The following is a 19,779-nucleotide window of genomic DNA, read 5'->3' on the forward strand; positions in this document are numbered from 1 at the left end:
CCGGCGCTCAGAGCCTGCGCTTGCCGACCCGGTGCAGGCGGAAGGGGTTGCGGACCACGACACGCGCCGGGGTCTCGCGGGGCGGGGCCGCGGCCGAGTCGGCCGGCAGGTCGGGCGCGGCGACCGCCGGCTCGTCCGCCGGCGTCAGCCGGAGCACCGCGCAGCCGGTCTCCGCCCAGCGCGCGGTCACCTCGTCGGCGGTGCCGGAGGCGTTCAGGCGCTTACCGGCCAGCTGCGGCGCGATCTCCGTCCAGGCCTCGCTGCCCGGCGTCAGCCGCTCCACCAGCGCCTCGACGATCACGATGAGGCCGCCGTTGTCGCCGCGCAGCCGCACGGCGGCGCGTGCCGCGTCGGCGAGGCCCGGCGCGTCCTGCTCGCCGGGCCCGCAGACCACGATCAGCGCGCCGTCGAGCGGCATGACCCAGAGGCCGCGGGACTCCCCGCCGGCCGCACTGATCCAGGCGATGCCGGCCTTCTTGATCGCCTCAGCCACCAGCTCGGTCGTCACCGGGTCATCCTCGCATGCGCTCAGGTCAGCGCCGGTACGCGATCCAGCAGGTCCAGCACCGCCGTCAGCGACGGCACGCGGAGCCCGGTGAAGCAATCGTCCGGGTCGAAGACCAGATGATCGGCGAGGTCCGGCGCGGTGAGCCGGACGGGGGTCATGCCGACCGCCGCCGCGCCGGTGAGCTCGCGGCTGCCACCGTCGCCGACGTAGAGGCAGTCCTCGGGGGCGACCCGCAGCCGCCAGCAGGTCTCCAGGTAGATCAGCGGGTCGGGCTTGCAGCGGCCGACCTCGACCGAGAAGACGCTCACGTCGAGCAGCGGCGCGATCGGCATGCTCGGCAGGAAGGCGGGCAGCTCGTGGGTGCAGTCGCTGATCAGCGCGGTACGCAGCCCGCGGCGCTTGATGGCCCGCAGCACGCTCTCCGCGTCCGCGCGAATGCTGGTGTCGGCCTTCAACGCGTCGACGCGGGCGGGCACCGCGGCCCGCAGCTGCGCGGTCTCCGGGCTGCCGCCCGCCTGCTCGGTGACCCACCGTAAGGTGGCCTCGGCGGAGCCGAGGTGACCACGCGCCCGGACCTGGAACGTGCGGTCCAGGACGTTGAGCACCGCGGCGGGGTCGCAGCCGAGCGCTCTGGCGATGTCGGCGTGCTGTGGCCCCCTCCTGATGGAACGGGTCAGCGTGCCGAAAAAATCGAAAACGACCGCTTGGTACGCGGGCATCGATGACCACTCTCCAGAGGGATTGACGGATGCGTCGGCGGCGAGCGTAACGACTGCCTCACTTTGCGTTCAACAAAACGTGACGAGCTGTTCTGCGGATTAGCAAGAAGTGACTGCGGGGGATGAATATGCGTTCAACGCCCGCCCCGCTCACCGCGGCGGCGCTGACGGTGGCCGTGCTGGCGGTGTCGTCGTCGGCGCCCCTGATCGCCTTCGCGGCCGCACCCGCCCTGGCAGTGGCGTTCTGGCGCAACGGGCTGGCCTTCGTGGCGCTCACGCCGATCACGGCCGGACCACGCCGGTTCGAGCTCGTGACGCTGCGCAGCCGCAGCGGCGTTTTCGCGGTCCTGGCCGGGCTGGCGCTGGCGCTGCACTTCGCGACCTGGATGCCCAGCGTTCAGCTGGGATCGGTGGCGACGGCGACCGCGCTGGTGGCGACCCAGCCGGTCTGGCAGGGGCTGATCGCGGCCGTGCAGGGCCGCCGGCCCTCGACCGCCGGCTGGGTGGGCATCGGCCTCGCGGTGGCCGGGGCGGCCTGGGCGACCGGCATCGACGTCGGTGTGTCGGCGCAGGCGGTGCTCGCCGACCTGCTGGCGCTGGTCGGAGCGATGGCGGCGGCGGTGTACACGGCGCTCGGCGAACGGGCCCGGACCCGGCTGAGCACGACGACGTACACCTGGGTCTGCTACGGGACCTGCGCCGCGTTGCTGCTTGTCGTCTGCGTGCTGGGCCGGGTGCAGCTGCACGGGTACGACGAGCGCACCTGGGCGGCGATCCTGGCGCTGGTGGTCGGTGCCCAGCTGCTCGGGCACTCGATGTTCAACTACGCGCTGCACCGGACCTCGGCCACGACGGTGAGCGTGCTCATCCTGCTGGAGGTGCCGGGCGCGGCGCTGCTGGCCTGGGCCTGGCTGGGCCAGACGCCCCGGGCCGCGGCGCTGCCGGGGCTGGGCCTGCTGGTGGCGGGGGTGGCCGTCGTGGTGCTCGGCGACGCCCGGGTGCGGCGGCGGGCGGCGACGGCGTCGCTGGCAGACGGCGCGGATCCCGAGGATCGCTGACGTCGTTGAACCCTGCGGGCGTCGCCGCGCCTTGGCGTGCCGCCGCTCCACGCGGTAGAGAGGGTGGATGAGATGCGCCGCGATCGATACCGGCTCCGCCTGCTGCTGCTCGGGGTGGTGCTGATGACGAGCGCCTGCGACGAGCCCGCCCTGCCGATGCCCGGCCTGACCGGCGGCTGGACCACGGCGGGATGCGAGTTCTCGCGCCCCGCCGAGACCGTGAACGTGGGCGGCCGGATCCTGCCGGCGACGCCCGCCCCGCTGGCGGCGGCCATCGCGCGGATCGACGCCGGCGGCCGGGCCGACCACGCCGCGAGCTACGCCGGCCTCGAGGTCGACCAGCAACACGTGCGGGCGATCGTCTACCGGGTGCCGTCGGCGGAGTTCGACGACTTCATCCGGTTCAGCGCGGAGAACACCTGCGTCGTGGTCCGCGACGCCGTGCACAGCCTGACCGAGCTGACCGCGTGGCACGACCGGATCGTGGCGGACCTGGCCGCCTGGACGGCCGCGGGCGTGCACATCTCCAGCGTCGTGGCCCGCCACGACGGCACGGCGGTGGAGATCGGCACCCCCGACGTCGACCTGGCCCGCATCGAGCTGCCGCGCGGCTACGGCCGCGCCGCCCCGCTGACCTTCGTCGAGCAGGGACCCGTGCTCCCCATGGCGGTACCGAACACGCCTTAGTAGCCGGAGCTGCTGTCCGTCACGATGAAGAAGACCAGGGCGGCCGCGCCGAGCACCGCGAGGCCGGTGACCGTCCAGCCGACGATGATCCCGGCGAGGGCCAGGCCGCCGCCGCCGGCGCCGGACGCGCGGATCCGGCGGCGGGCCACGTGGCCGAGGATCGCGCCGACGATGCCGAGCACTCCGCCGATGCCCCAGAAGCAGGTGCCGAGCACGCTGGCGCAGGACACGACAAGAGAGGCGATGGCCAGGCCCTCGGTCGGCGCTCCCGCCGGGTAGGGCCCGCCCGGGTACGAATACGGGCTGCCGGGGTAGCCGTAGTCGTAACCGGGCTGCATGCCCTGGCCCTGCTGCGCCGGCGCGCCGTATCCGGGCGCGCCGTATCCGGGCGCGCCGTATCCGGGCGCGCCATAGGTGTAGGGCGCGGGCGGCTGGTAGGCCTGCACGGGCGGATCCGGCGGCGGCGGATAGGTGCCGTCCGGGCCGGGCGTCGGCGGGTAGGTCATGGCGGCCTCCTCCGGCGCGTCGTTCCCGCCCGCAAGAATAGATGCCCTTGTCACCGGCCCGCCGTCCCTCGGGCACCCGGAGTGCCCGGATGTGCGCGGGGTGCGGTCGTGCAACGCCATCGGCGTGCGCCACGGCCGAGGATGTTTGCCCCGGCACGCGGTAGCGGGCAGGATCGCCGCATGGTCTTCGACGCCCGTTCCGCCACCGGCAGCCGGTCCAGGCGGGACGCCACCCGCCCCGCGGCCGGCCGCCGGCCCCGGACTTCCGCGCCCAGTTCCGAGTCCGAGCAGGGCCAGGGTCCGGATCCGGTCGGCGAACCCGGACTCGCACCGGACGACCCCGCGGCCGAGGCCGAGGAGTTCCCCGTGACACTGCGGCTCGACGGCAAGGTCGCCCTGGTCACGGGCGCGGGCAGCCCCGACGGCATCGGGTACGCGACCGCGCGCCGGCTGCGCGACCTGGGCGCCCGCGTGGCGATCGTGTCGACGACGCGGCGCATCCACGAGCGGGCGTCCGAGCTGGGCGTGACCGGCTTCGTGGCGGATCTCACAGACGAGGCCGAGGTCGGCGCGCTCGCCGACGCGATCGTGGACCAGCTCGGCGACGTCCAGGTCCTGGTCAACAACGCGGGCCTGGCCAGCCGCACGAGCCCCGAGGTGCTCCGCCCGGTCGCGCAGCTCACCTACGACGAGTGGCGGGCGGAGATCGACCGCAACCTGAGCACGGCGTTCCTGTGCAGCCGCGCCTTCGTCGGCGGCATGTCCGAGCAGGGCTGGGGCCGCATCGTCAACCTGGCGGCGACGGCGGGCCCGATCAACGCCCTGCCGACCGAGGCCGCATACGCCGCGGCGAAGTCGGGCGTCGTCGGCCTCACCCGGGCGCTGGCGATGGAGCTCGTCGCCGACGGCATCAACGTCAACTGCGTCGCGCCGGGCACGATCTACACGGCGGCCTCGACGGTGACGGAGATCAAGCAGGGCCTGGGCACGCCGATCGGCCGCCCCGGCACCCCCGACGAGGTGGCGGCGGCGATCGCCTTCCTGTGCTCGCCCGCGGCGTCGTACATCACCGGCCAGATGCTGGTGGTCGACGGCGGCAACAGCGTCCGCGAGGCCGAGTTCCGCTGAGCCGGCTCGCCCGGTGGACGGCTGCGTCCACCGGGCTCGCCGCTCGATCAGTAGGTTGTGCTGCCGCTCGAGCTGATCGCCACGATCGCGACGATGATGTAGAACGCGCAGAGCAGCACGTAGATGCTGGTGAAGATGTAGCCCAGCCAGAGCCCGGCGGTGGCCAGGCCCTCGCCGGACTCGCCGGTCTGACGGATCTGCTTCTTGGCGACGTGACCCATGACGATCGCGGCGGGCGAGAACACGAAGGCGAACACCAGGCTCAGGATGGCCATGGTGTTTGTCGGCGCCGCACCCATGTAGGGCTGCTGCGCGTAGGGCTGGCCGTAGCCGGGCTGCTGACCGTAGGGCGGCGGCTGGCCGTACGGCTGCCCGCTGGAGGGAGCGCCGTACTGCGGCTGGCCGTACGGCTGTCCGCTGGAGGGTGCGCCGCTGGCCGGGGCCGCGTACGGGTCCTGCGAGTACGGCGCCGTGGGGTCGTAGCCCGGCTGCTGCCCGTATGGCTGCTGGGGCTGATATGGGTCCGGGTTGCCACCGGCGGGCGGGTAAGTCATCTAAGGTCCTCCTCGTTCACCCCGGCACGGTACTAGCCGCTGGGTAGTTGAGGGACCCCGATACCGCGTGTCTGGACGTCCCGGCCGGATGTCCTGGACGTTCGAGCGCCGATCAGGCGATCCTGCTGAGGTTCCCGACGGCCCGCTCGACGGCGAGGCAGCGGTCCTCGACGTAGTCGATGCCGGCCTCGGTGGCGATGCGGCGGGCCTCGGCGGACACGATGCCGCTCTGTAGCCAGACGGCGGGCGCCTTGATCGCGACCGCCTGCCGGACGACCTCCACCGCGTCGGCGGCAGGCCGGAAGATGTCGACGAGATCGACGGGCTCCGTCAGGTCGGCCAGCGTGGGCACGGTCTTGATCCCGAAGACCTCGTCCACGAACGGGTTGACCGGGATGATCTTCCATCCGTGCCGGAGCATTTGCAGCGGCACACCGTGTGACGGCTTCGCCGGGTCCCGCGAGGCGCCGACCACGGCGATGACGTACGCCTCGGCCAGGATCTGCTGTGCACTCCTCATGCCCTCGACTCTATCCACGCCGCGTCTGGTCTCGCGCTGCGTCTGGTCTCGCGCTGCGTCCGGGTCCGGGGCCGCGCTGCGTTTGTCGCGGCGCCGGTCCTTGCGCGCATCGGCGTAGGTTCACGGCGTGGGCGGCGACGCGCGCCGCGGGCCGGCGCCGTGTTTTGCCGGCCCGTTGTGCGGGGAGGCCACCATGTGGACAGCGCAGCCGATCGACGGGCCGGTGACGTCATCCCGGACGACCGGTCCCGGAGTCGTCGCTCGGCGTGGCCCTCGACAAGGGATCGGTGCCTGACGGCGTACTTCGGCGATCGGCGTGGGAGAAGCAAACCGATGAGAACCTCTGCCCGGCGTTCGCCGCACCCGGTCCGGCCCGACCACCCGCCGTGGCCCTACGACCTGCTCGACGTCCACGCGCTGCGGCGGACGGGATGGCGGCCCACCGCCATCCGGGAGTTCGTCCTCAAGGTGCATCAGCGCTGCAACCTGGCCTGCGACTACTGCTATGTCTACGAGCTCGCCGACCAGAGCTGGCGCGACCGGCCGACGGTGATGTCCGCCGAGGTCTGCCGCGCCGCCGCCGGGCGCATCGGCGAGCACGCACGCGAGCACGGCCTGGACCGGGTGAGCGTGATCCTGCACGGCGGCGAGCCCCTGCTGGCCGGCGCCGGCCGGTTGGTGCGGCTGATCGGCGACCTGCGCCGCGCCATGCCGGACGGTTGTGAGCTCTCCGTCGGGATGCAGACGAACGCCGTCACCCTGGACGAGCCGACGCTGGCCCGGCTGTCGCGCGAGCGGGTCAGGATCGGCGTGAGCGTCGACGGGCGACCGGAGGACCACGACCTGCACCGCAGGTTCCGCAGCGGCCGGGGCAGCCACGCGGCCGTCGACCGGGCGCTGGGGCTGCTGGGCAGCGCGCGGTTCCGCTCGTCCTTCGCGGGCCTGCTGTGCACCGTGAACCCGGCGGCGGATCCGGTAGCGACCTACACCGGGCTGCTCGAACACGACCCGCCCGCCATCGATTTCCTGCTGCCGCACGCAAATTGGGCGATGCCACCGTCGAGGTCGCCGGGACAGGCCACCCCGCACGGCGACTGGCTCGCCCAGGTCTTCGACCGCTGGTACGGCGCACCCCGCCAGGAGACCCGGGTCCGGCTCTTCGAGGAGATCATGAGCCTCCTGCTCGGCGGATCCAGCCGGTCCGATCAGGTCGGTCTGAGCCCGGTGGCCGTGGCGGTGATCGAATCGGACGGCGCGATAGAACAGGTCGACTCGCTCAAGAGCGCCTACTCGGGTGCGTGCGACACCGGCCTCAACGTGCTGACGGACCCGTTCGACGCCGCCCTCGACCATCCGGGCTTCGTGGCACGCCAGATCGGCCTCGCCGCACTGAGCGACGAGTGCGCCGCCTGCCCGATCCACCGGATCTGCGGCGGCGGGCACTACGCACACCGCTACCGACCAGGCGAAGGCTTCCGCAATCCAACCGTCTACTGCGCCGACATGCGAGTCCTGATCGGCCGCATCCGCCACCGCCTCTCCACCGACCTGGACCCAATGGCCAGCCGATAACTGCGCACCCGCACCGCGCAGGCCGGCTCACGCTGCACCCGCGCAGGCCGGCTCACGCTGCACCCGCGCAGGCCGGCTCACGCTGCACCCGCGCAGGCCCGCTCACACCGGGCCGGGCGGGTCTGCTCACGCTGGGCCGCGCAGGCCCGCTCACGCTGCACCCGCGCGGGTCCGCCCTCGCCGGGCCGGGCGGGTCTGCTCACGCTGGGCCGGGCAGGCCCGCTCACGCTGCACCCGCGCGGGTCCGCCCTCGCCGGGCCGGGGAGGTCCGCCCTCGCTGGGCCGGGCAGGCCCGCTCACGCTGCACCCGCGCGGGTCCGCCCACGCCGGGCCGAGGAGGTCCGCCCTCGCAGGGCCGGGCAGGCCGCTCACGTTGCACCCGGGGCGGGTCCGCCCACGCCGTGCCGCGCGGGTCCAGGCGTGCCGCGCCGCGCAGGTTCGGGCGGGCGCGGCTGGCGGGCGCTAAAGGAGGGTCAGCTGCTTGGGCTCGAAGCTTTGGCCGGTGGTGCGTTCCGGCGTGCCGTCGGTCGCGGGGGTGTCCGGGTGGCCCGCCGCCGTGGGCCCGTTGACGCGCGCGGTGCGTGCCTCGCCGTCCGCCGCCGGATGGAGTCGGTGACGCCGGGCCGCCATCCGCACCCGGGCGCCGATCTCTTGCTGGAGCTTCTGCGGCAGGTAGGAGCCGTCCCGATACAGCTCCCGGTAGCGGGCGGCCAGCTCGGGATGGTCCCGGGTCAGCCAGGCCGCATACCACTCGCGCGCTCCGGTGCGCAGGTGCAGCGGCAGGGGCGTCACGCTTACCGCGCCCGCCGCCGCGACGGCGGCGACGGTCTCCTCGATGGACTCGTCGGAGTCGGTCAGGCCCGGGAGGATCGGCGCCATCAGGACGCTGACGGGGAAGCCGGCGTCCGTCAGCCGGCGGACCACGTCCAGGCGCCGCCGCGGGCTCGGCGCGCCCTGCTCGACGGCGCGCCACATCCGCTCGTCGACGAAGCCGATCGACATCGACAGGCTCACGTCCGTCACCGACGCGGCCTGCCTCAGCAGGTCCAGATCCCGAAGGAGCAGCGTGCCCTTGGTCAGGATCGAGAAGGGATTGGCGAAGTCGCGGAGCGCCGTCAGGATCCGCGGCATCAGCCGGTAGCGGCCCTCCGCGCGCTGGTAGACGTCGACGTTCGTGCCGATCGCTATCGCGTCGCCCCGCCATCTCGGTGCCGCGAGCTCCCGGCGGATCAGGTCGGCCGCGTTCACCTTGACGATCACCTTGGAGTCGAAGTCGTGGCCGGCGTCGAGGTCGAGGTAGGTGTGCGTGTTGCGGGCGAAGCAGTTGTGGCTCACCACGCCGTCGGCGACGAAGTCGCCGGTGCCGGTCGCGATGTCGTAGAGCGGGAGGGTCAGGCCCAGGTCCTCGATGTCGGCGACGGTCAGCTGGGCCTCGCCGCGGACGCCGACGCCCGAGGCGTCCAGGGGCGCGTCGCTGACCCCGGTCAGGTGCCGGAACCGGAGCGCCGCCCACAGGTCGCGGGCGATCTCGACGGAGTGGACCCCGCCCAGCTGGGCGTGCGGCGGGCGGCGGCTGGGCAGGCCCAGGTGGGTGAGCGCGTCCGTGATGCGGTCGAGGAAGCCCGGGTCGCGGCTGGTGAAGACGATGGCCAGGCGGTCCGCGTGCCCCGTCGAGCCGAACGCGCCGGCCAGGAAGCCGCGGTACCAGCTGCCCGTGGGCTCCTGCGGCCAGCGGAGCGCCACGTGCATCGGGATGTCCTCGAGGTAGGCGTCCGCACGGATCCAGGCGTCGCCCTCGCGGGACCCGGCGAGGTTGCCCGCGTCGCCGCGGACCAGGCCGCACAGGTATCCGGTGCGGTAGTCGGGTGACTCCTTCGGCGCGTCGGCGAAGCGGCCGACGCCGGCCATCCGGTCGCCGACCGCGAGGGCCGGCAGCCCGGGCTCCTCCGGGCTGATGTGCCGCCAGCCGCGGTCGGTAAGGAAGCGGTGTGCGCCGCTACCGACCAGGCGGGTGCCGTCCGCCAGGGTGACCCGGTAGGCGGGCTTAGACGTGGCCCAGTGGTCGAGCACCGTGGTCGGCACGTAGCGCCGGTGCGGCCCGGCGCCCATCGTGCCGAGCACCGCGTCGCCGATCCGCAGCTGCGAGAGCGGGCGGGTCGAGCCGTCGGCCATCAGGACCGGGGTGTCCCCGCTCAGGCAGTAGGAGCAGGCGTGCGAGCAGCCCCGGTAGGGATTGATCGTCCACTGGAACGGCACCCGCGACTCGCCGGGCACCCGGTTGATCAGGGACTTGGCGCGGATCTCGTAGAAGGTCATGCCCGCGAAGCCCGGCGTGTCGAACGTGCGGACGGTCGCTCCGGGCAGCGCCAGCGGCAGGGGTGGGGCCGCCGGCGCTGCGTTCAGGAGCGAGCCGTCGTCGGTGGAGGCCGACAGGTGTGACCATCGCATGGCGAAGATTCGAACACATGTTCTATCGACTGTCCACCCGGTACTCCGGGAACCCACCAAAAGGGAGCGCCGCGGACCGGCCGGTCCGCGGCGCTGCCGGCACGGGTGCCGGTGATTACTTTGCGGCGAGCTGCTTGCGCACGTCGTCCATGTCCAGCTTCTCGACCTGGTCGATCAGGGACTCGAGCGCCGACTCGGGGAGGGCGCCGGGCTGCGAGAAGACGATGACGCCGTCGCGCACTGCCATGATCGTGGGGATCGAGCTGATCTGGAACTTCGCCGCGAGCTCCTGCTGGGCCTCGGTGTCGACCTTGCCGAAGGTGATCTCGGTGTGCTTCTCCGAGGACCGCTCGTACGTCGGCGCGAAGCGGACGCAGGGCCCGCACCAGCTGGCCCAGAAGTCGACAAGGACGATGCCGTCCTTGCCGGTCACCTCGTCGAAGTTCTCTGCGGTCAGCGCGACAGTCGCCATGATCTCTCCGTCCACGGGAAGAAGGCCACGGGAAAGGCCTACATGCGGTCCAAACCCATCGTCCACCCCGATGATTCCCGTGCCTGGTTCGGGTGACACGTGGCCTGCGGCACCATTTCCGGCCCGGTGCGCTGACCTTGGGCGACCCATCGTAACTCAAAGTAGGGAGAGCGCTCTCAGAACCGGCGCGGCGCGTGCTGTCCAATTTGCGACGGGTGCGGCCTTGGTGGGCGGTCTCGATGGCCCGGAGTGCCGTCAGATAACGAACAGGTCACCACTGAAGGTAATAGGTAACAAAGTTAAATGTGACTTGAGTCACTGTTGAAAACCCTTCACATAGATACGCAGGGTAAGGCAGACTCTCTTCCAACAGAGCGTGGGCGGCGGGCGCCGGGGAGGGCCCCGCCGCTCATTGCGTCTCCCCCCAGGTGCGGCCACAGGGCCCCTGGTTAGCCTCCTGGACCATGGTCGTCGAAAACCCAGCCGCGATGGACGAGTCCGAGGTCGGTGTCGGTCCCTGGCCCGGCGAGTGGCCCGAGGGTGAGCACTACGACCCGGAGCTGCTGGCGCAGGGAGATCGGCGCAATGTCGTCGATCGTTACCGCTACTGGCGGCACGAGGCCGTGGTCGCCGATCTCGACAAGCGCCGGCACGGCTTCCACGTCGCCATCGAGAACTGGCAGCACGACTTCAACATCGGCGCCGTGGTCCGCAACGCCAACGCGTTCCTGGCCGCCGAGGTGCACATCATCGGGCTCCGGCGCTGGAACCGGCGCGGCGCGATGGTCACCGACCGGTACCAGCACGTGCGCCATCACCCGACGATCGAGGAGTTCACCGCCTGGGCGGCGGACGCCGGCCTGCCGATCGTCGGCATCGACAACCTGCCGGGGTCGCGGCCCATGGAAACGGTCACCCTTCCGCGTGACTGCGTGCTGATCTTCGGCCAGGAGGGCCCCGGGCTCTCCGCGGCCGCCCGCGCCGCGTGCGACGCGGTCTTCTCGATCGCCCAGTACGGGTCCACACGGTCGATCAACGCCGGAGTGGCCAGCGGGATCGCCATGCATGCCTGGATACGCGCACACGCGTCCCCGCCGCCGAGCGATGATCACTGAGCAGAGCAATCCAGCCTCGGGCCACAGCTCCCGGCGCGGCCTCGGGCCAGCCCCAGGACGGCCTCGGGCCAGCCCCGGACGGCCTGGGGACAGCCTCGGGCCACAGCTCCCGGCACGGCCTCGGGCCAGCCCCGGGTCAGCATCGGGGACGGCCTCGGGGCGGCCGTATCTGAGCCGTTGACCCCGTCGGCAGCTGCCGTCCGGGTCACGCTGAAGAGGGCTCATCGAGGCGCCTTTGACGTGGGCCGGGGCGGGCGGCTCGGACGCCGTCGGCCCGGGGCCGGGCCGAAGTTGCCCGGTGAGCTGCGCGAAGCGCTCGGGTTCTGTCGATTCGCTTGACGGGCGCCCTGCTGACCCGCACCGTTAGAGGGTGGGTGTCACGGTGAGTTGCCCCCGTTGTGCTGCGCAGGTCCGGCCGCCGGACCTGATGCACAGCGATTGGCGTTGCGACAACTGTGGCGAGGTCTCCCCGTTTCACGTCGCCGAGCACATCGGCCCAGACATAATCGAGAGCGTGCTGCGGCAGTCGGCGCCCACGGTCGACCACATGCCGCTCTGGTGCCCGTGGCCGCTGCCGCCGAGCTGGATGGTCACCGGGGTCGGCTGGGCCGGCGACGACCGCGACGGCGTGAAGGCGACCGCGCTGTCGTGCAGCGGCCCGGAGCCGCTCGGTGGCGGCCCGGCCGATCTGGTGCTGATCGCGGAGCGTCCGGGCGTCGGGCTCGGCACCCGCTTCGCCGGGATCACCGGCATCGACCCCGGCTACCTCATCGCCGAGGCCATGGGCGGCACGGGCGGACACTCCGGCCCGCACGCCAAGATCAAGGTAGGCGGACACCCCACTCCACTGTGGTGTGTCAAGTCCCCGGAAGATCGAAGTGCCTATGTGAGTGAAGCCAAAGGAATGTGGCTCTATGCGGTAGCGTGGCCCGCAAGCGCGGGCTACTTCCTCGCCGAGCATGTCGTCCTGCACGACCTGTCCGACGGGATCCCGTCCGAGCTCGTGTACGGAGCGCCGTCGCCCTACCTGCACGGCCGGGCCTGATCAGGATGGCCTGACCTGCGGGGACCGGTATCGGCTTTACGGCCACATTGTTCACACTGAGCCACGAAACTGATACCGTGAGTATTCCCGCGGCGATGACCGTCACCCGCAACGGAGGAGAAGGCCCGCCATGATCAAGAAGGTCCTCACCTGGCTTGGCATCGCATTCTTGATCTTCTTCATTGCGTTCAACCCCAACTCGGCCGCTGCCGTGTTCGAGTCGCTGGGTAGCACCATCGGCGACATTGCCCGCGGTTTCGGAACGTTCTTCACCAACCTCGTCGCTTAACATCACCTGATGGGTCCTGGCGAGCCGCGGCAACCTGATGATGAGGGTGCGCGCCGCCCTCGGGACGACGACGAGAATTTCGGCTACGACGATCCGGCGTTTCGCGACGACGGTCCTGAGTATGTCCAGGGCTCGGCCACGCCCGGGCCCGGCTACTCGCCCGATGCCGGCTACGCCCCAGACGCCGGTTACTCGCCCGACGCCGCCTACTCGCCCAGTGCCGGCTACGGCGGCTACGGGACCGATCCGCGCGACGAGGACTATCGCGACCCCGGCGAGTACGAGGCTCCCGTCTTCACCGCGGAGGAGCTTCAGGGCCTCGGCGGCGAGGGAGCCGGCGTCCCGGGTGGACCGCGCCGGGTGCTGCCGCTCGAGGACGAGCCGACCACCCTGGTCTCGCGCTACCTCTTCCCGACCGAGCGCTACCGCGGCGAGTGGAAGCGCCACTGGGTAAGCCTGTCGACCCCGCTGCTGATCGGCGTCGGCGCCACCCTGCTGCTCGGCTACCTCGCGGGCTTCCTCACCCGGCAGAACGTCGACGGCATGGTCACCGTGGCCGTGCTGGTCTGGCTGGGCGTCATGGGCTGGGTCGCCTGGCGGATCGGCGACTGGTATTTCGACCGCTTCATCCTGACCAACAAGCGGGTCATGGTCGTCAACGGCATCGTCACCCGCAAGGTGGCCATGATGCCCCTGCTGCGGGTCACCGACATGAAGTACGAGCAGTCCGCGCTGGGCCGCATGCTGAGCTACGGCACGTTCGTGCTGGAGTCGGCCGGCCAGGACCAGGCGCTGCGCGAGGTCAAGTACCTGCCGAACCCGAACGAGCTGTACCTGCGGGTCGTCGAGGAGATGTACGAACCGCAGGCCGTCGAGGCCCGGCTGGGCAAGGACGGTGACGCGGGCGACGACGCCTGACGTGCACAACGGGGTTGTCGCACGCACCCGGTAACGTCTGCGAGTGACCAGAATCGACCTGCACTGCCACTCGACCGCCAGTGACGGCACACTGACCCCGGCCGAACTGGTCCGTGCGGGCCTTGAGGCGGGCCTCGACGTGATGGCCATCACCGACCACGACACCACCGGCGGGTGGGCCGAGGCCGCGGCGGCCCGGCCGCCCGGCCTGGCCCTGGTCCGCGGCGCCGAGCTCTCCTGCCGGTGGTACGGCGTGGAGCCGGCGATCCCGCTGCACATGCTCGCGTACCTGTTCGATCCGGAGGAGCCGGCCCTCGCCGCCGACCTGGCCCGGCTGCGCACCGACCGGGAGCAGCGCGCCGAGCGGATAGTCGAGCTGCTGCGCGCGGACGGCGTGGACATCTCCTGGCCCGAGGTCTACGGCTACGCGGCCGGCGGCTCGGTCGGTCGACCGCACATCGCGCAGGCGCTGATCCGTGCCGGGCTCGTGCGCACCACCGACGAGGCGTTCGCCTCGCGCTGGCTGGGCGCCCGTTACTTCGTACCGAAAGAGGATCTTGATGTTTTCGAGGCCGTCCAGGCCATCCGGGCCGCCGGCGGGGTCGCGGTCTTCGCCCATCCGAACGCGACCGTCCGGGGCCGCATCGTCCCCGACAAGCTGATCGTCGAGCTGGCGGCGGCGGGCCTCTTCGGACTCGAGGCCGACCACGAGGACCACACCGTCGAGCAGCGCGCGCAGGTGCGCGCCCTCGCCGAGAAGCTGGGCCTGGTCGTCACCGGCTCCTCCGACTTCCACGGCAGGCACAAGACGGTCCAGCTGGGTGCATTCGGCACCGCACCCGACGCGTACGCGAGGATCGCCGCCGCCGCGACCGGCGTCCCGGTCCTGGGGTGACGATGGACGCAGTCGAGCACCCGGCCCGCGGAGGGCCGCCTAAGTTGATCTCGTGAACCTGAAGCTGTTCGGCGAGGCCTTCGTGACCCTGCTGGTGATCGTCGACCCGCCCGGCATGGTGCCGGTCTTCCTGGCCCTGACCGGGACGCTGCCCGCCAAGCAGCGGATCCGCGCGGGCACCCACGCCGTGCTGCTGGCCCTCGGCGTCATCGTGGTCTTCGCGGTGGCGGGCCAGACGCTGCTCGACTACCTGCACGTCCAGCTGCCCGCGTTGCAGGGCGCCGGCGGCCTGCTGCTGGTCCTGGTGGCGTTGCAGCTGCTCACCGGCAAGACCGACGAGCCGTCGGAACAGGGCGGCACGACCAACGTGGCCCTGGTGCCGCTCGGCACGCCGCTGCTGGCCGGCCCGGGCGCGATCGTGGCGACGATGCTGTTCGTGCAGCGCGCCGACGGGGTGCGCGACTACACGGTCATCGGCCTGGCCATCCTCGCCGTCATGCTGACGGTCTGGCTCGTGCTGCGCTTCTCCGGCGGCATCGTCAGGCTGCTACGCCCGGGCGGGATCGAGGTGCTGACCCGCATCGCTGGCCTGCTGCTGGCGGCCATCGCGGTGCAGCTGATCGCCGACTCCGTGGCCGCCTTCGTGGAGCTTTACACCAACGCGCCCTGATTCTTGTCGGAGGGTGCTGGCAGGATTACCACGTGCCCAGGACCTCCCCCCGATCGGCCGCGGTGCCCGAGCAGTTGGGCTTCGCCGGCATGCCCGAGCGCCTCTTCGTCTGCACGCCGAGCAAGCTCGGCGCGTACACCGACTGCCCGCGCCGCTACCGCTACACCTACGTGGATCGGCCGTCCCCGCAGAAGGGGCCGCCCTGGGCGCACAACTCGCTCGGCGCGAGCGTGCACACGGCCCTGAAGAACTGGTATTCGGTGCCCACCGAGCGCCGCGTCCCGGAGTCCCTGCCCACGCTGCTGAAGGCGACGTGGGTGCGCGAGGGCTACCGCGACGTCGATCAGGAGCGGGTGACCTACCGCAAGGCCCTCGGCTGGCTCGAGACCTACGTGACCGGCCTGGACCCGCAGGACGAGCCGCTGGGCGTCGAGCGGACGGTGGCGACCAAGACGGCCCTGCTCGCCTTCAACGGCCGGGCGGACCGCATCGACTCCCGGACCGGCGAGCAGGGCCCCGAGGCGGTCATCGTCGACTACAAGACCGGCCGCTCCGGCCTCGGCGCGGACGACGCCCGCGGGTCACAGGCGCTGGCGCTCTACGCCTACGCGGCCCAGCGGGTGTTCCGGCGACCGTGCCACCGGGTCGAGCTGCACCACCTGCCGACGGGCACGATCGCGGCGCACGAGCACACCGAGGAGTCACTGGCGCGTCAGGTGGCGCGGGCCGAGGACACCGCACGGGACATCATCGCGGCGGAGAAGGCGGTGGCGGCCGGGGGAGACCCCGACGCGGAGTTCCCCACCAATCCCGGCACGCTGTGCGGCTGGTGCGACTTCCGCCGGACGTGCCCGGCCGGCCAGCAGGCACAGGCAAAGGACCCGTGGGCTGCGGTCGAACATCTCGAACGCCCGCCGGACTAGTGCCTACTCCCGAACCGGGGTGGTGGCATGGCGGATCAGCCGGCTGCGGCGCCGGCTCGTTCCAGGGCGGCGCGGCGCATCGGGGTGACTCGGTACTGCCTTGGCAGGGTGGCCAGGATCGCGGCCATGAGCAGGCGCAGGCCGCGGACGGAGAGGTCCGCCGACAGGTCCGTCGTCGGCCAGCCCAGGCCGCCGTACATCTTGCGGGCCCAGGCGGGCAGCAGGGCGATGGCGGTGCCCGCGATGCCGAAATAGGCCCAGCGGGCCGGACCGAGCGTGAGACTCAACCGGATCGCCCGGCTGTTCCAGACCTCCGGCACCGGCGGAACGGTCAGGAACAGCGCCGTCTCGGCGGCCTCCCGGGTGATGCCCAGCTCCGGCCGCATCCGTTCGTAGTAGGCCGCGACCTCGGCCGCCGTGCCGGGAACGGTCGACGGGTCGAGGCCGACGAGTTCCGCCGCCCGTAGCTGCTCGGTGTAGTAGCCGTCGACCTCCTCGTCGGTCAGCCTCAGTCCGGCGCGGCGGGCCGTCGTCAGGAAGGACTCCACTTCGGCCACGTGCACCCAGCGCAGCAGGTCGGGCTCGTCGACGCGGAAACTCTCGCCCGTGCGCGGGTCGGTGGCCGACATTCGGGAATGCACACGGCGGACGCGGCTCGCGGCCGCCTCGACCTCGGTCGTGCTGCCGTAAAGGACGGTGCCGACGTACTCCGAGGTCCTGTTCAGACGGCCCCAGGGATCGGCGCGGTAGTCCGAGTTCTGGGCGACGGCCGCCACCGCGCGGGGGTGCAGCGCCTGTAGGTAGAGGGAGCGGAGGCCGCCCATCGTGACGATGGGTTCGTTGTGCACCTTCCACGTGACCGAGTCCGGGCCGAAGAGTCCCATGTCCGGGGAGCTGTCCATGCGATCCAGCGTGCCATGCCGGGCGGGAAAGTTGAACAGGTTCAGGCTTGACCATCGGCGCGAGCTTGAGCAGGTCCCTGGCTGTGTGGTGGGCGCCAGGTTGAGCTGGTGGCTGGCTGTGTGGTGGGCGCCAGGTTGAGCTGGTGGCTGGCTGTGTGGTGGCCGTCGGGCTGAGCTGGTGGCTGGCTGTGCGATGGCGTCAGGTTGAGCTGGTGGCTGGCTGTGCGATGGCCGTCAGGTTGGAGCTGGTTCAGGCAGCGGAGCGGCGTCAGCTTGAGTTGGTTGCTGGGTGCGTGGTGGGCGTCGGGCTGAGTTGGTTCAGGCTGCGCGGTCGGCGCGGCGTTCGCGCTGGCAGGAGGGGCAGAGGCCCCAGAACGTTACTTCCGCCTCGTCCACCTCGAAGCCGTGCGCGACGCCCGGGTCCAGGCACGGGCGCTCGCCGACGGCGCAGTCGACGTCCTCGATCGTCCCGCAGCTGCGGCAGACGATGTGATGGTGGTTGTCGCCGACGCGGGCCTCGAAGCGTGCCGGGCTTCCGGCGGGCTCGATTCGCCGGGCCAGGCCGGCGCGGGAGAGCGCGCCGAGCACGTCGTAGACGGCCTGGGTGGAGACCGAGTCGAGCCGGTCGCGGACCTGGCGGGTGATCTCCTCGACCTCGAGATGACCGCCCTGGGTCAGCACGTCGAGCACGGCCACCCGCGGCCGCGTCACGCGCAGGCCGTTAGCGCGCAGCAGCTGCTCACCCGTCGACATCTCACCATGACAGCACGCCGATCGGGCCCGCTCAACCTCCGAGTGCACCGCCGTGGCCTGCGAGAGGGCGAGTTTCGCCGAACACCGGTCCGGCCGGTGAACCGGAGTGGTCCACTGCGCGTAGGCGGAGACAGGGGGGATGTTTGCGGCGTCAGATATCTCTAGGATGACGGCCCCCGTTCCCGAACGAACCAAGGAGGTCGCCGTGTTCGATCAGATCAACGGCATGCCGGTACATGCTCTCGTGGTCCACGCGGCGGTGGTGTTCGTGCCGCTCCTGGCCCTCATCGCGATCGCCTACGCGGTTCTGCCGCGCTGGCGTTCGAAGCTCGGCTGGGCCGCGGTCCTGCTCGCGATCGCCGCGCCGGTGTTCGCCTTCGTAGCCAAGCTCTCCGGCACGGAGCTGTACGACCGCCTCGTGGCGAACGGCATGAGCGGCCCGCCGCTGGAGGCGATCGACGAGCACATGGGCTTCGGCACGCTGACGTTCTACTTCTCGCTCGGCCTCGGCGTTGTGACTCTCGTCATGGTCGTGCTGACCAGCCGCAAGGGCAGCCGTCCGCTACCCCGCGCTGCCGAGCTCGGACTGGCGGTGATCGTGGTGGCGCTGGCGGTGGTTTCCGGCTATTACGTGATCAGGACCGGCGACTCCGGAGCTCAGGCAGTCTGGGGAACGACGTCCTGACGGTGCTCCGTCCCGGCCGCCATGTGGGGTGGCGGCCGGGACGGTAGCAACCGCCGCGGACCTCCGACCGCGACCCCGGCCGGGCTGGCTTCGTCCTCCGGTGCGCGGATGGCTCCGGGTTGCTGCGCCGGCGGCTCCGGATTCCGTGCTGGCTGCCTTTTCGATTCGCGCCCGTGCGGCTTTCGGTTTGCGGAGGGCTGGCTTTCGATTTGCGCGCGCGGTTCGGGCTCCTCATGCGGGTGGCGCCGGCTTCCGCGCGTGGTTTTCGATTCGTGCGGACCTCGAATCGTGCGGTTGGCTCGGGTTCCGTAGGTGGCTCCTGCTGCCGCGGGTTTCGCCCCCTCGGTCAGCGGGTGCGGCTCTGGGTTCTCCGAGAGTGCCGCCGCGGGTCCGTGTGACGAAGATCCGGTGTGCCGGTGTTGGTCAGAAGATCACGCGGGCGCAGAGCAGGCACATCAGGATCAGGGCGATCGCGCCCGCCACCAGGCCGATGCCGTAGGTCACGGTGCGCGCCGAGCCCTCGTCCTCTTCGAGGGCGTCCATGTCCTGGCCTGGCATGGATCGCGGCGGCGGGGGCTTCTGGAGCATCGGCGGACGCCAATGCGGCGACGGCGGCGGCGTGCGCGGCGGTCCCTGGTAGGTGGGGGTGGGCTCGGGCGCCGGCTCGGGCCGGCCGGCACCGAAGGGCTCCGGCTCGGCATCGGGGCGCTGCCAATACGCGTCGTCGTCGGAACCGGTCGGTGCGCTCACGTTCATCGACGCTACAGCCATCCGATGCCGACAGCGCATCGCGACGCGGCCTACCCTCATAGCGTGGACATGCTGGACGAGCCCGAACGTGATGCCGACGCCGAGCGCACGGTGGATCTCGAGTCCGAGGAGATGCCGCTGCTGCCCGAGCAGACCCGTGACGACACCGAGCGGGGCTGGGGCTTCAGCGGCGACAACTCGAACGACGAGCGCCTCCTCGAGGACCGCCCCCCGCACTGGGGCTGACCCGCGCGGCGCGGCCCCAGACACCGCTGGGATCCGATCCGCGCTGAGCCGGGCCGGCGCCGAGCCTGGCTCCTTGCGCTGAGCCTGGCCCACGCCGGGCCTGGCCCTCCGCGCTGAGCCTGGCCCGCCCTGAGTCCGGCCCGCGCCGAGTCTGGGCTGCGTAGGTGCGTGGGCCGCACTGGGTGACGCGCGCATGGTTTGGCCACGCCGGGCCTGGGCCGCGCAGGGTCGCCCGGGCGGGCCTGGCCTGGCTTGGTCTGGCCCGCGCACGGACTGGCCCGTGTTTGGCCTGGCCCGCGCTTGGCCTGGGCTGGGCAGGGGCTTGGGCTGCGCTGGGCCTGGCCTGGCCTGGCCTGGGCTGCGCTGCGCTGCGCAGCGCTGCGCTGCGCTGAGCCTGCGCTGGGCTGGGCCTGGGC

At 71.8% G+C, this 19,779-nt stretch carries 23 protein-coding genes; 13 read left to right on the plus strand and 10 right to left on the minus strand.

Annotation, left to right across the window (positions count from 1 at the left end; translation table 11 throughout):
• Positions 1-7: 7 nt before the first annotated feature.
• A complete protein-coding gene (locus tag BJ971_RS01460) occupies positions 8-508 on the minus strand; it encodes a hypothetical protein (protein WP_184988826.1) in 501 nt (166 codons plus the stop codon).
• Positions 509-528: 20 nt separating this feature from the next.
• Positions 529-1,227, minus strand: coding sequence for an HAD family hydrolase (locus BJ971_RS01465; RefSeq protein WP_184988829.1), 699 nt, complete (start codon positions 1,225-1,227; stop codon positions 529-531).
• Between the two features lie 128 nt (positions 1,228-1,355).
• Between BJ971_RS01465 and BJ971_RS01470 the strand changes: the two genes are divergently transcribed.
• Both BJ971_RS01470 and BJ971_RS01475 read left to right on the plus strand, forming a co-directional pair.
• Entirely contained in the window at positions 1,356-2,285 is a 930-nt protein-coding gene (locus tag BJ971_RS01470; RefSeq protein ID WP_239087711.1) for a DMT family transporter, read from the plus strand.
• Between the two features lie 72 nt (positions 2,286-2,357).
• Positions 2,358-2,972, plus strand: coding sequence for a hypothetical protein (locus BJ971_RS01475; RefSeq protein WP_184988834.1), 615 nt, complete (start codon positions 2,358-2,360; stop codon positions 2,970-2,972).
• Here BJ971_RS01475 and BJ971_RS01480 read toward each other — a convergent pair.
• Complete coding sequence (locus tag BJ971_RS01480; protein ID WP_184988837.1) at positions 2,969-3,478, minus strand: DUF4190 domain-containing protein; 510 nt, start codon at positions 3,476-3,478, stop codon at positions 2,969-2,971. The two genes, BJ971_RS01475 and BJ971_RS01480, sit on opposite strands and share 4 nt — an antisense overlap.
• Positions 3,479-3,658: 180 nt before the next feature.
• Here BJ971_RS01480 and BJ971_RS01485 point away from each other — a divergent pair, with 180 nt between their 5' ends.
• Positions 3,659-4,606, plus strand: coding sequence for an SDR family NAD(P)-dependent oxidoreductase (locus BJ971_RS01485; RefSeq protein ID WP_184988840.1), 948 nt, complete (start codon positions 3,659-3,661; stop codon positions 4,604-4,606).
• 47 nt (positions 4,607-4,653) lie between these two features.
• Here BJ971_RS01485 and BJ971_RS01490 read toward each other — a convergent pair whose 3' ends face one another.
• Both BJ971_RS01490 and BJ971_RS01495 read right to left on the minus strand, forming a co-directional pair.
• Positions 4,654-5,160 (minus strand): DUF4190 domain-containing protein, encoded by a 507-nt coding sequence (locus BJ971_RS01490; RefSeq protein WP_184988843.1) that lies wholly within the window; start codon positions 5,158-5,160, stop codon positions 4,654-4,656.
• A 112-nt stretch (positions 5,161-5,272) separates the two neighbouring features.
• A complete protein-coding gene (locus tag BJ971_RS01495) occupies positions 5,273-5,680 on the minus strand; it encodes a CoA-binding protein (RefSeq protein ID WP_184988846.1) in 408 nt (135 codons plus the stop codon).
• A 333-nt stretch (positions 5,681-6,013) separates the two neighbouring features.
• On the opposite strand from BJ971_RS01495, the gene BJ971_RS01500 reads away from it, so the two are divergent.
• A complete protein-coding gene (locus BJ971_RS01500) occupies positions 6,014-7,252 on the plus strand; it encodes an FxsB family cyclophane-forming radical SAM/SPASM peptide maturase (protein WP_184988849.1) in 1,239 nt (412 codons plus the stop codon).
• Positions 7,253-7,714: 462 nt separating this feature from the next.
• Here the strand turns inward: BJ971_RS01500 and BJ971_RS01505 are convergent, their stop codons facing one another.
• Together BJ971_RS01505 and trxA are read right to left on the minus strand one after the other, a co-directional pair.
• The gene (locus BJ971_RS01505) at positions 7,715-9,700 is read right to left on the minus strand and encodes an intein-containing Rv2578c family radical SAM protein (protein WP_184988852.1); all 1,986 of its coding nucleotides are present in this window, start codon (positions 9,698-9,700) and stop codon (positions 7,715-7,717) included.
• Positions 9,701-9,815: 115 nt separating this feature from the next.
• Entirely contained in the window at positions 9,816-10,172 is a 357-nt protein-coding gene (trxA, locus tag BJ971_RS01510; protein WP_184988854.1) for a thioredoxin, read from the minus strand.
• A gap of 464 nt (positions 10,173-10,636) precedes the next feature.
• On the opposite strand from trxA, the gene BJ971_RS01515 reads away from it, so the two are divergent.
• The 7 genes from BJ971_RS01515 (at position 10,637) to BJ971_RS01545 (ending at position 16,027) form a co-directional block, all read left to right on the plus strand.
• On the plus strand, positions 10,637-11,287 hold the full coding sequence (locus BJ971_RS01515) for a TrmH family RNA methyltransferase (protein WP_377884660.1): 651 nt from the start codon (positions 10,637-10,639) through the stop codon (positions 11,285-11,287).
• A 382-nt stretch (positions 11,288-11,669) separates the two neighbouring features.
• On the plus strand, positions 11,670-12,332 hold the full coding sequence (locus BJ971_RS01520) for a DUF6758 family protein (protein ID WP_311772727.1): 663 nt from the start codon (positions 11,670-11,672) through the stop codon (positions 12,330-12,332).
• Between the two features lie 130 nt (positions 12,333-12,462).
• On the plus strand, positions 12,463-12,621 hold the full coding sequence (locus tag BJ971_RS01525) for a hypothetical protein (RefSeq protein WP_023562582.1): 159 nt from the start codon (positions 12,463-12,465) through the stop codon (positions 12,619-12,621).
• Between the two features lie 9 nt (positions 12,622-12,630).
• Entirely contained in the window at positions 12,631-13,539 is a 909-nt protein-coding gene (locus BJ971_RS01530) for a PH domain-containing protein (protein WP_184988859.1), read from the plus strand.
• A gap of 43 nt (positions 13,540-13,582) precedes the next feature.
• Positions 13,583-14,434, plus strand: coding sequence for a PHP domain-containing protein (locus BJ971_RS01535; RefSeq protein ID WP_184988862.1), 852 nt, complete (start codon positions 13,583-13,585; stop codon positions 14,432-14,434).
• A 52-nt stretch (positions 14,435-14,486) separates the two neighbouring features.
• Positions 14,487-15,104 (plus strand): MarC family protein, encoded by a 618-nt coding sequence (locus tag BJ971_RS01540; protein ID WP_184988864.1) that lies wholly within the window; start codon positions 14,487-14,489, stop codon positions 15,102-15,104.
• An 89-nt stretch (positions 15,105-15,193) separates the two neighbouring features.
• A complete protein-coding gene (locus BJ971_RS01545) occupies positions 15,194-16,027 on the plus strand; it encodes a RecB family exonuclease (RefSeq protein ID WP_184998565.1) in 834 nt (277 codons plus the stop codon).
• 35 nt (positions 16,028-16,062) lie between these two features.
• Here the strand turns inward: BJ971_RS01545 and BJ971_RS01550 are convergent, their stop codons facing one another.
• Both BJ971_RS01550 and BJ971_RS01555 read right to left on the minus strand, forming a co-directional pair.
• Positions 16,063-16,929, minus strand: a complete 867-nt coding sequence (locus tag BJ971_RS01550; RefSeq protein WP_184988868.1) for an oxygenase MpaB family protein — start codon at positions 16,927-16,929, stop codon at positions 16,063-16,065.
• A 318-nt stretch (positions 16,930-17,247) separates the two neighbouring features.
• A complete protein-coding gene (locus BJ971_RS01555) occupies positions 17,248-17,682 on the minus strand; it encodes a Fur family transcriptional regulator (RefSeq protein WP_184988871.1) in 435 nt (144 codons plus the stop codon).
• Positions 17,683-17,887: 205 nt separating this feature from the next.
• On the opposite strand from BJ971_RS01555, the gene BJ971_RS01560 reads away from it, so the two are divergent.
• Positions 17,888-18,367 carry a DUF2231 domain-containing protein gene (locus BJ971_RS01560; RefSeq protein ID WP_184988874.1) on the plus strand — a complete coding sequence of 160 codons (480 nt, stop codon included), beginning with the start codon at positions 17,888-17,890 and terminating at the stop codon, positions 18,365-18,367.
• A gap of 423 nt (positions 18,368-18,790) precedes the next feature.
• On the opposite strand, the gene BJ971_RS01565 is transcribed toward BJ971_RS01560, so the two are convergent.
• Positions 18,791-19,123, minus strand: a complete 333-nt coding sequence (locus tag BJ971_RS01565; RefSeq protein ID WP_184998567.1) for a translation initiation factor 2 — start codon at positions 19,121-19,123, stop codon at positions 18,791-18,793.
• A 57-nt stretch (positions 19,124-19,180) separates the two neighbouring features.
• On the opposite strand from BJ971_RS01565, the gene BJ971_RS01570 reads away from it, so the two are divergent.
• Complete coding sequence (locus BJ971_RS01570) at positions 19,181-19,363, plus strand: hypothetical protein (protein WP_184999363.1); 183 nt, start codon at positions 19,181-19,183, stop codon at positions 19,361-19,363.
• The last annotated feature ends 416 nt before the right edge of the window (positions 19,364-19,779 follow it).

The organism is Amorphoplanes digitatis, from assembly GCF_014205335.1.
In the GTDB taxonomy this organism is placed as follows: Bacteria; Actinomycetota; Actinomycetes; order Mycobacteriales; family Micromonosporaceae; genus Actinoplanes; species Actinoplanes digitatus.

Coding starts and splice junctions, on each gene's coding strand:
- BJ971_RS01465 (WP_184988829.1), bottom strand. CDS start 1,227: ATGCCCGCGTACCAAGCGGTCGTTTTCGATTTTTTCGGCACGCTGACC.
- BJ971_RS01485 (WP_184988840.1), top strand. CDS start 3,659: ATGGTCTTCGACGCCCGTTCCGCCACCGGCAGCCGGTCCAGGCGGGAC.
- BJ971_RS01525 (WP_023562582.1), top strand. CDS start 12,463: ATGATCAAGAAGGTCCTCACCTGGCTTGGCATCGCATTCTTGATCTTC.
- BJ971_RS01480 (WP_184988837.1), bottom strand. CDS start 3,478: ATGACCTACCCGCCGACGCCCGGCCCGGACGGCACCTATCCGCCGCCG.
- BJ971_RS01475 (WP_184988834.1), top strand. CDS start 2,358: ATGCGCCGCGATCGATACCGGCTCCGCCTGCTGCTGCTCGGGGTGGTG.
- BJ971_RS01470 (WP_239087711.1), top strand. CDS start 1,356: ATGCGTTCAACGCCCGCCCCGCTCACCGCGGCGGCGCTGACGGTGGCC.
- BJ971_RS01490 (WP_184988843.1), bottom strand. CDS start 5,160: ATGACTTACCCGCCCGCCGGTGGCAACCCGGACCCATATCAGCCCCAG.
- BJ971_RS01500 (WP_184988849.1), top strand. CDS start 6,014: ATGAGAACCTCTGCCCGGCGTTCGCCGCACCCGGTCCGGCCCGACCAC.
- BJ971_RS01545 (WP_184998565.1), top strand. CDS start 15,194: ATGCCCGAGCGCCTCTTCGTCTGCACGCCGAGCAAGCTCGGCGCGTAC.
- BJ971_RS01515 (WP_377884660.1), top strand. CDS start 10,637: ATGGTCGTCGAAAACCCAGCCGCGATGGACGAGTCCGAGGTCGGTGTC.
- BJ971_RS01505 (WP_184988852.1), bottom strand. CDS start 9,700: ATGCGATGGTCACACCTGTCGGCCTCCACCGACGACGGCTCGCTCCTG.
- BJ971_RS01495 (WP_184988846.1), bottom strand. CDS start 5,680: ATGAGGAGTGCACAGCAGATCCTGGCCGAGGCGTACGTCATCGCCGTG.
- BJ971_RS01550 (WP_184988868.1), bottom strand. CDS start 16,929: ATGGACAGCTCCCCGGACATGGGACTCTTCGGCCCGGACTCGGTCACG.
- trxA (WP_184988854.1), bottom strand. CDS start 10,172: ATGGCGACTGTCGCGCTGACCGCAGAGAACTTCGACGAGGTGACCGGC.
- BJ971_RS01530 (WP_184988859.1), top strand. CDS start 12,631: ATGGGTCCTGGCGAGCCGCGGCAACCTGATGATGAGGGTGCGCGCCGC.
- BJ971_RS01555 (WP_184988871.1), bottom strand. CDS start 17,682: ATGTCGACGGGTGAGCAGCTGCTGCGCGCTAACGGCCTGCGCGTGACG.
- BJ971_RS01565 (WP_184998567.1), bottom strand. CDS start 19,123: ATGAACGTGAGCGCACCGACCGGTTCCGACGACGACGCGTATTGGCAG.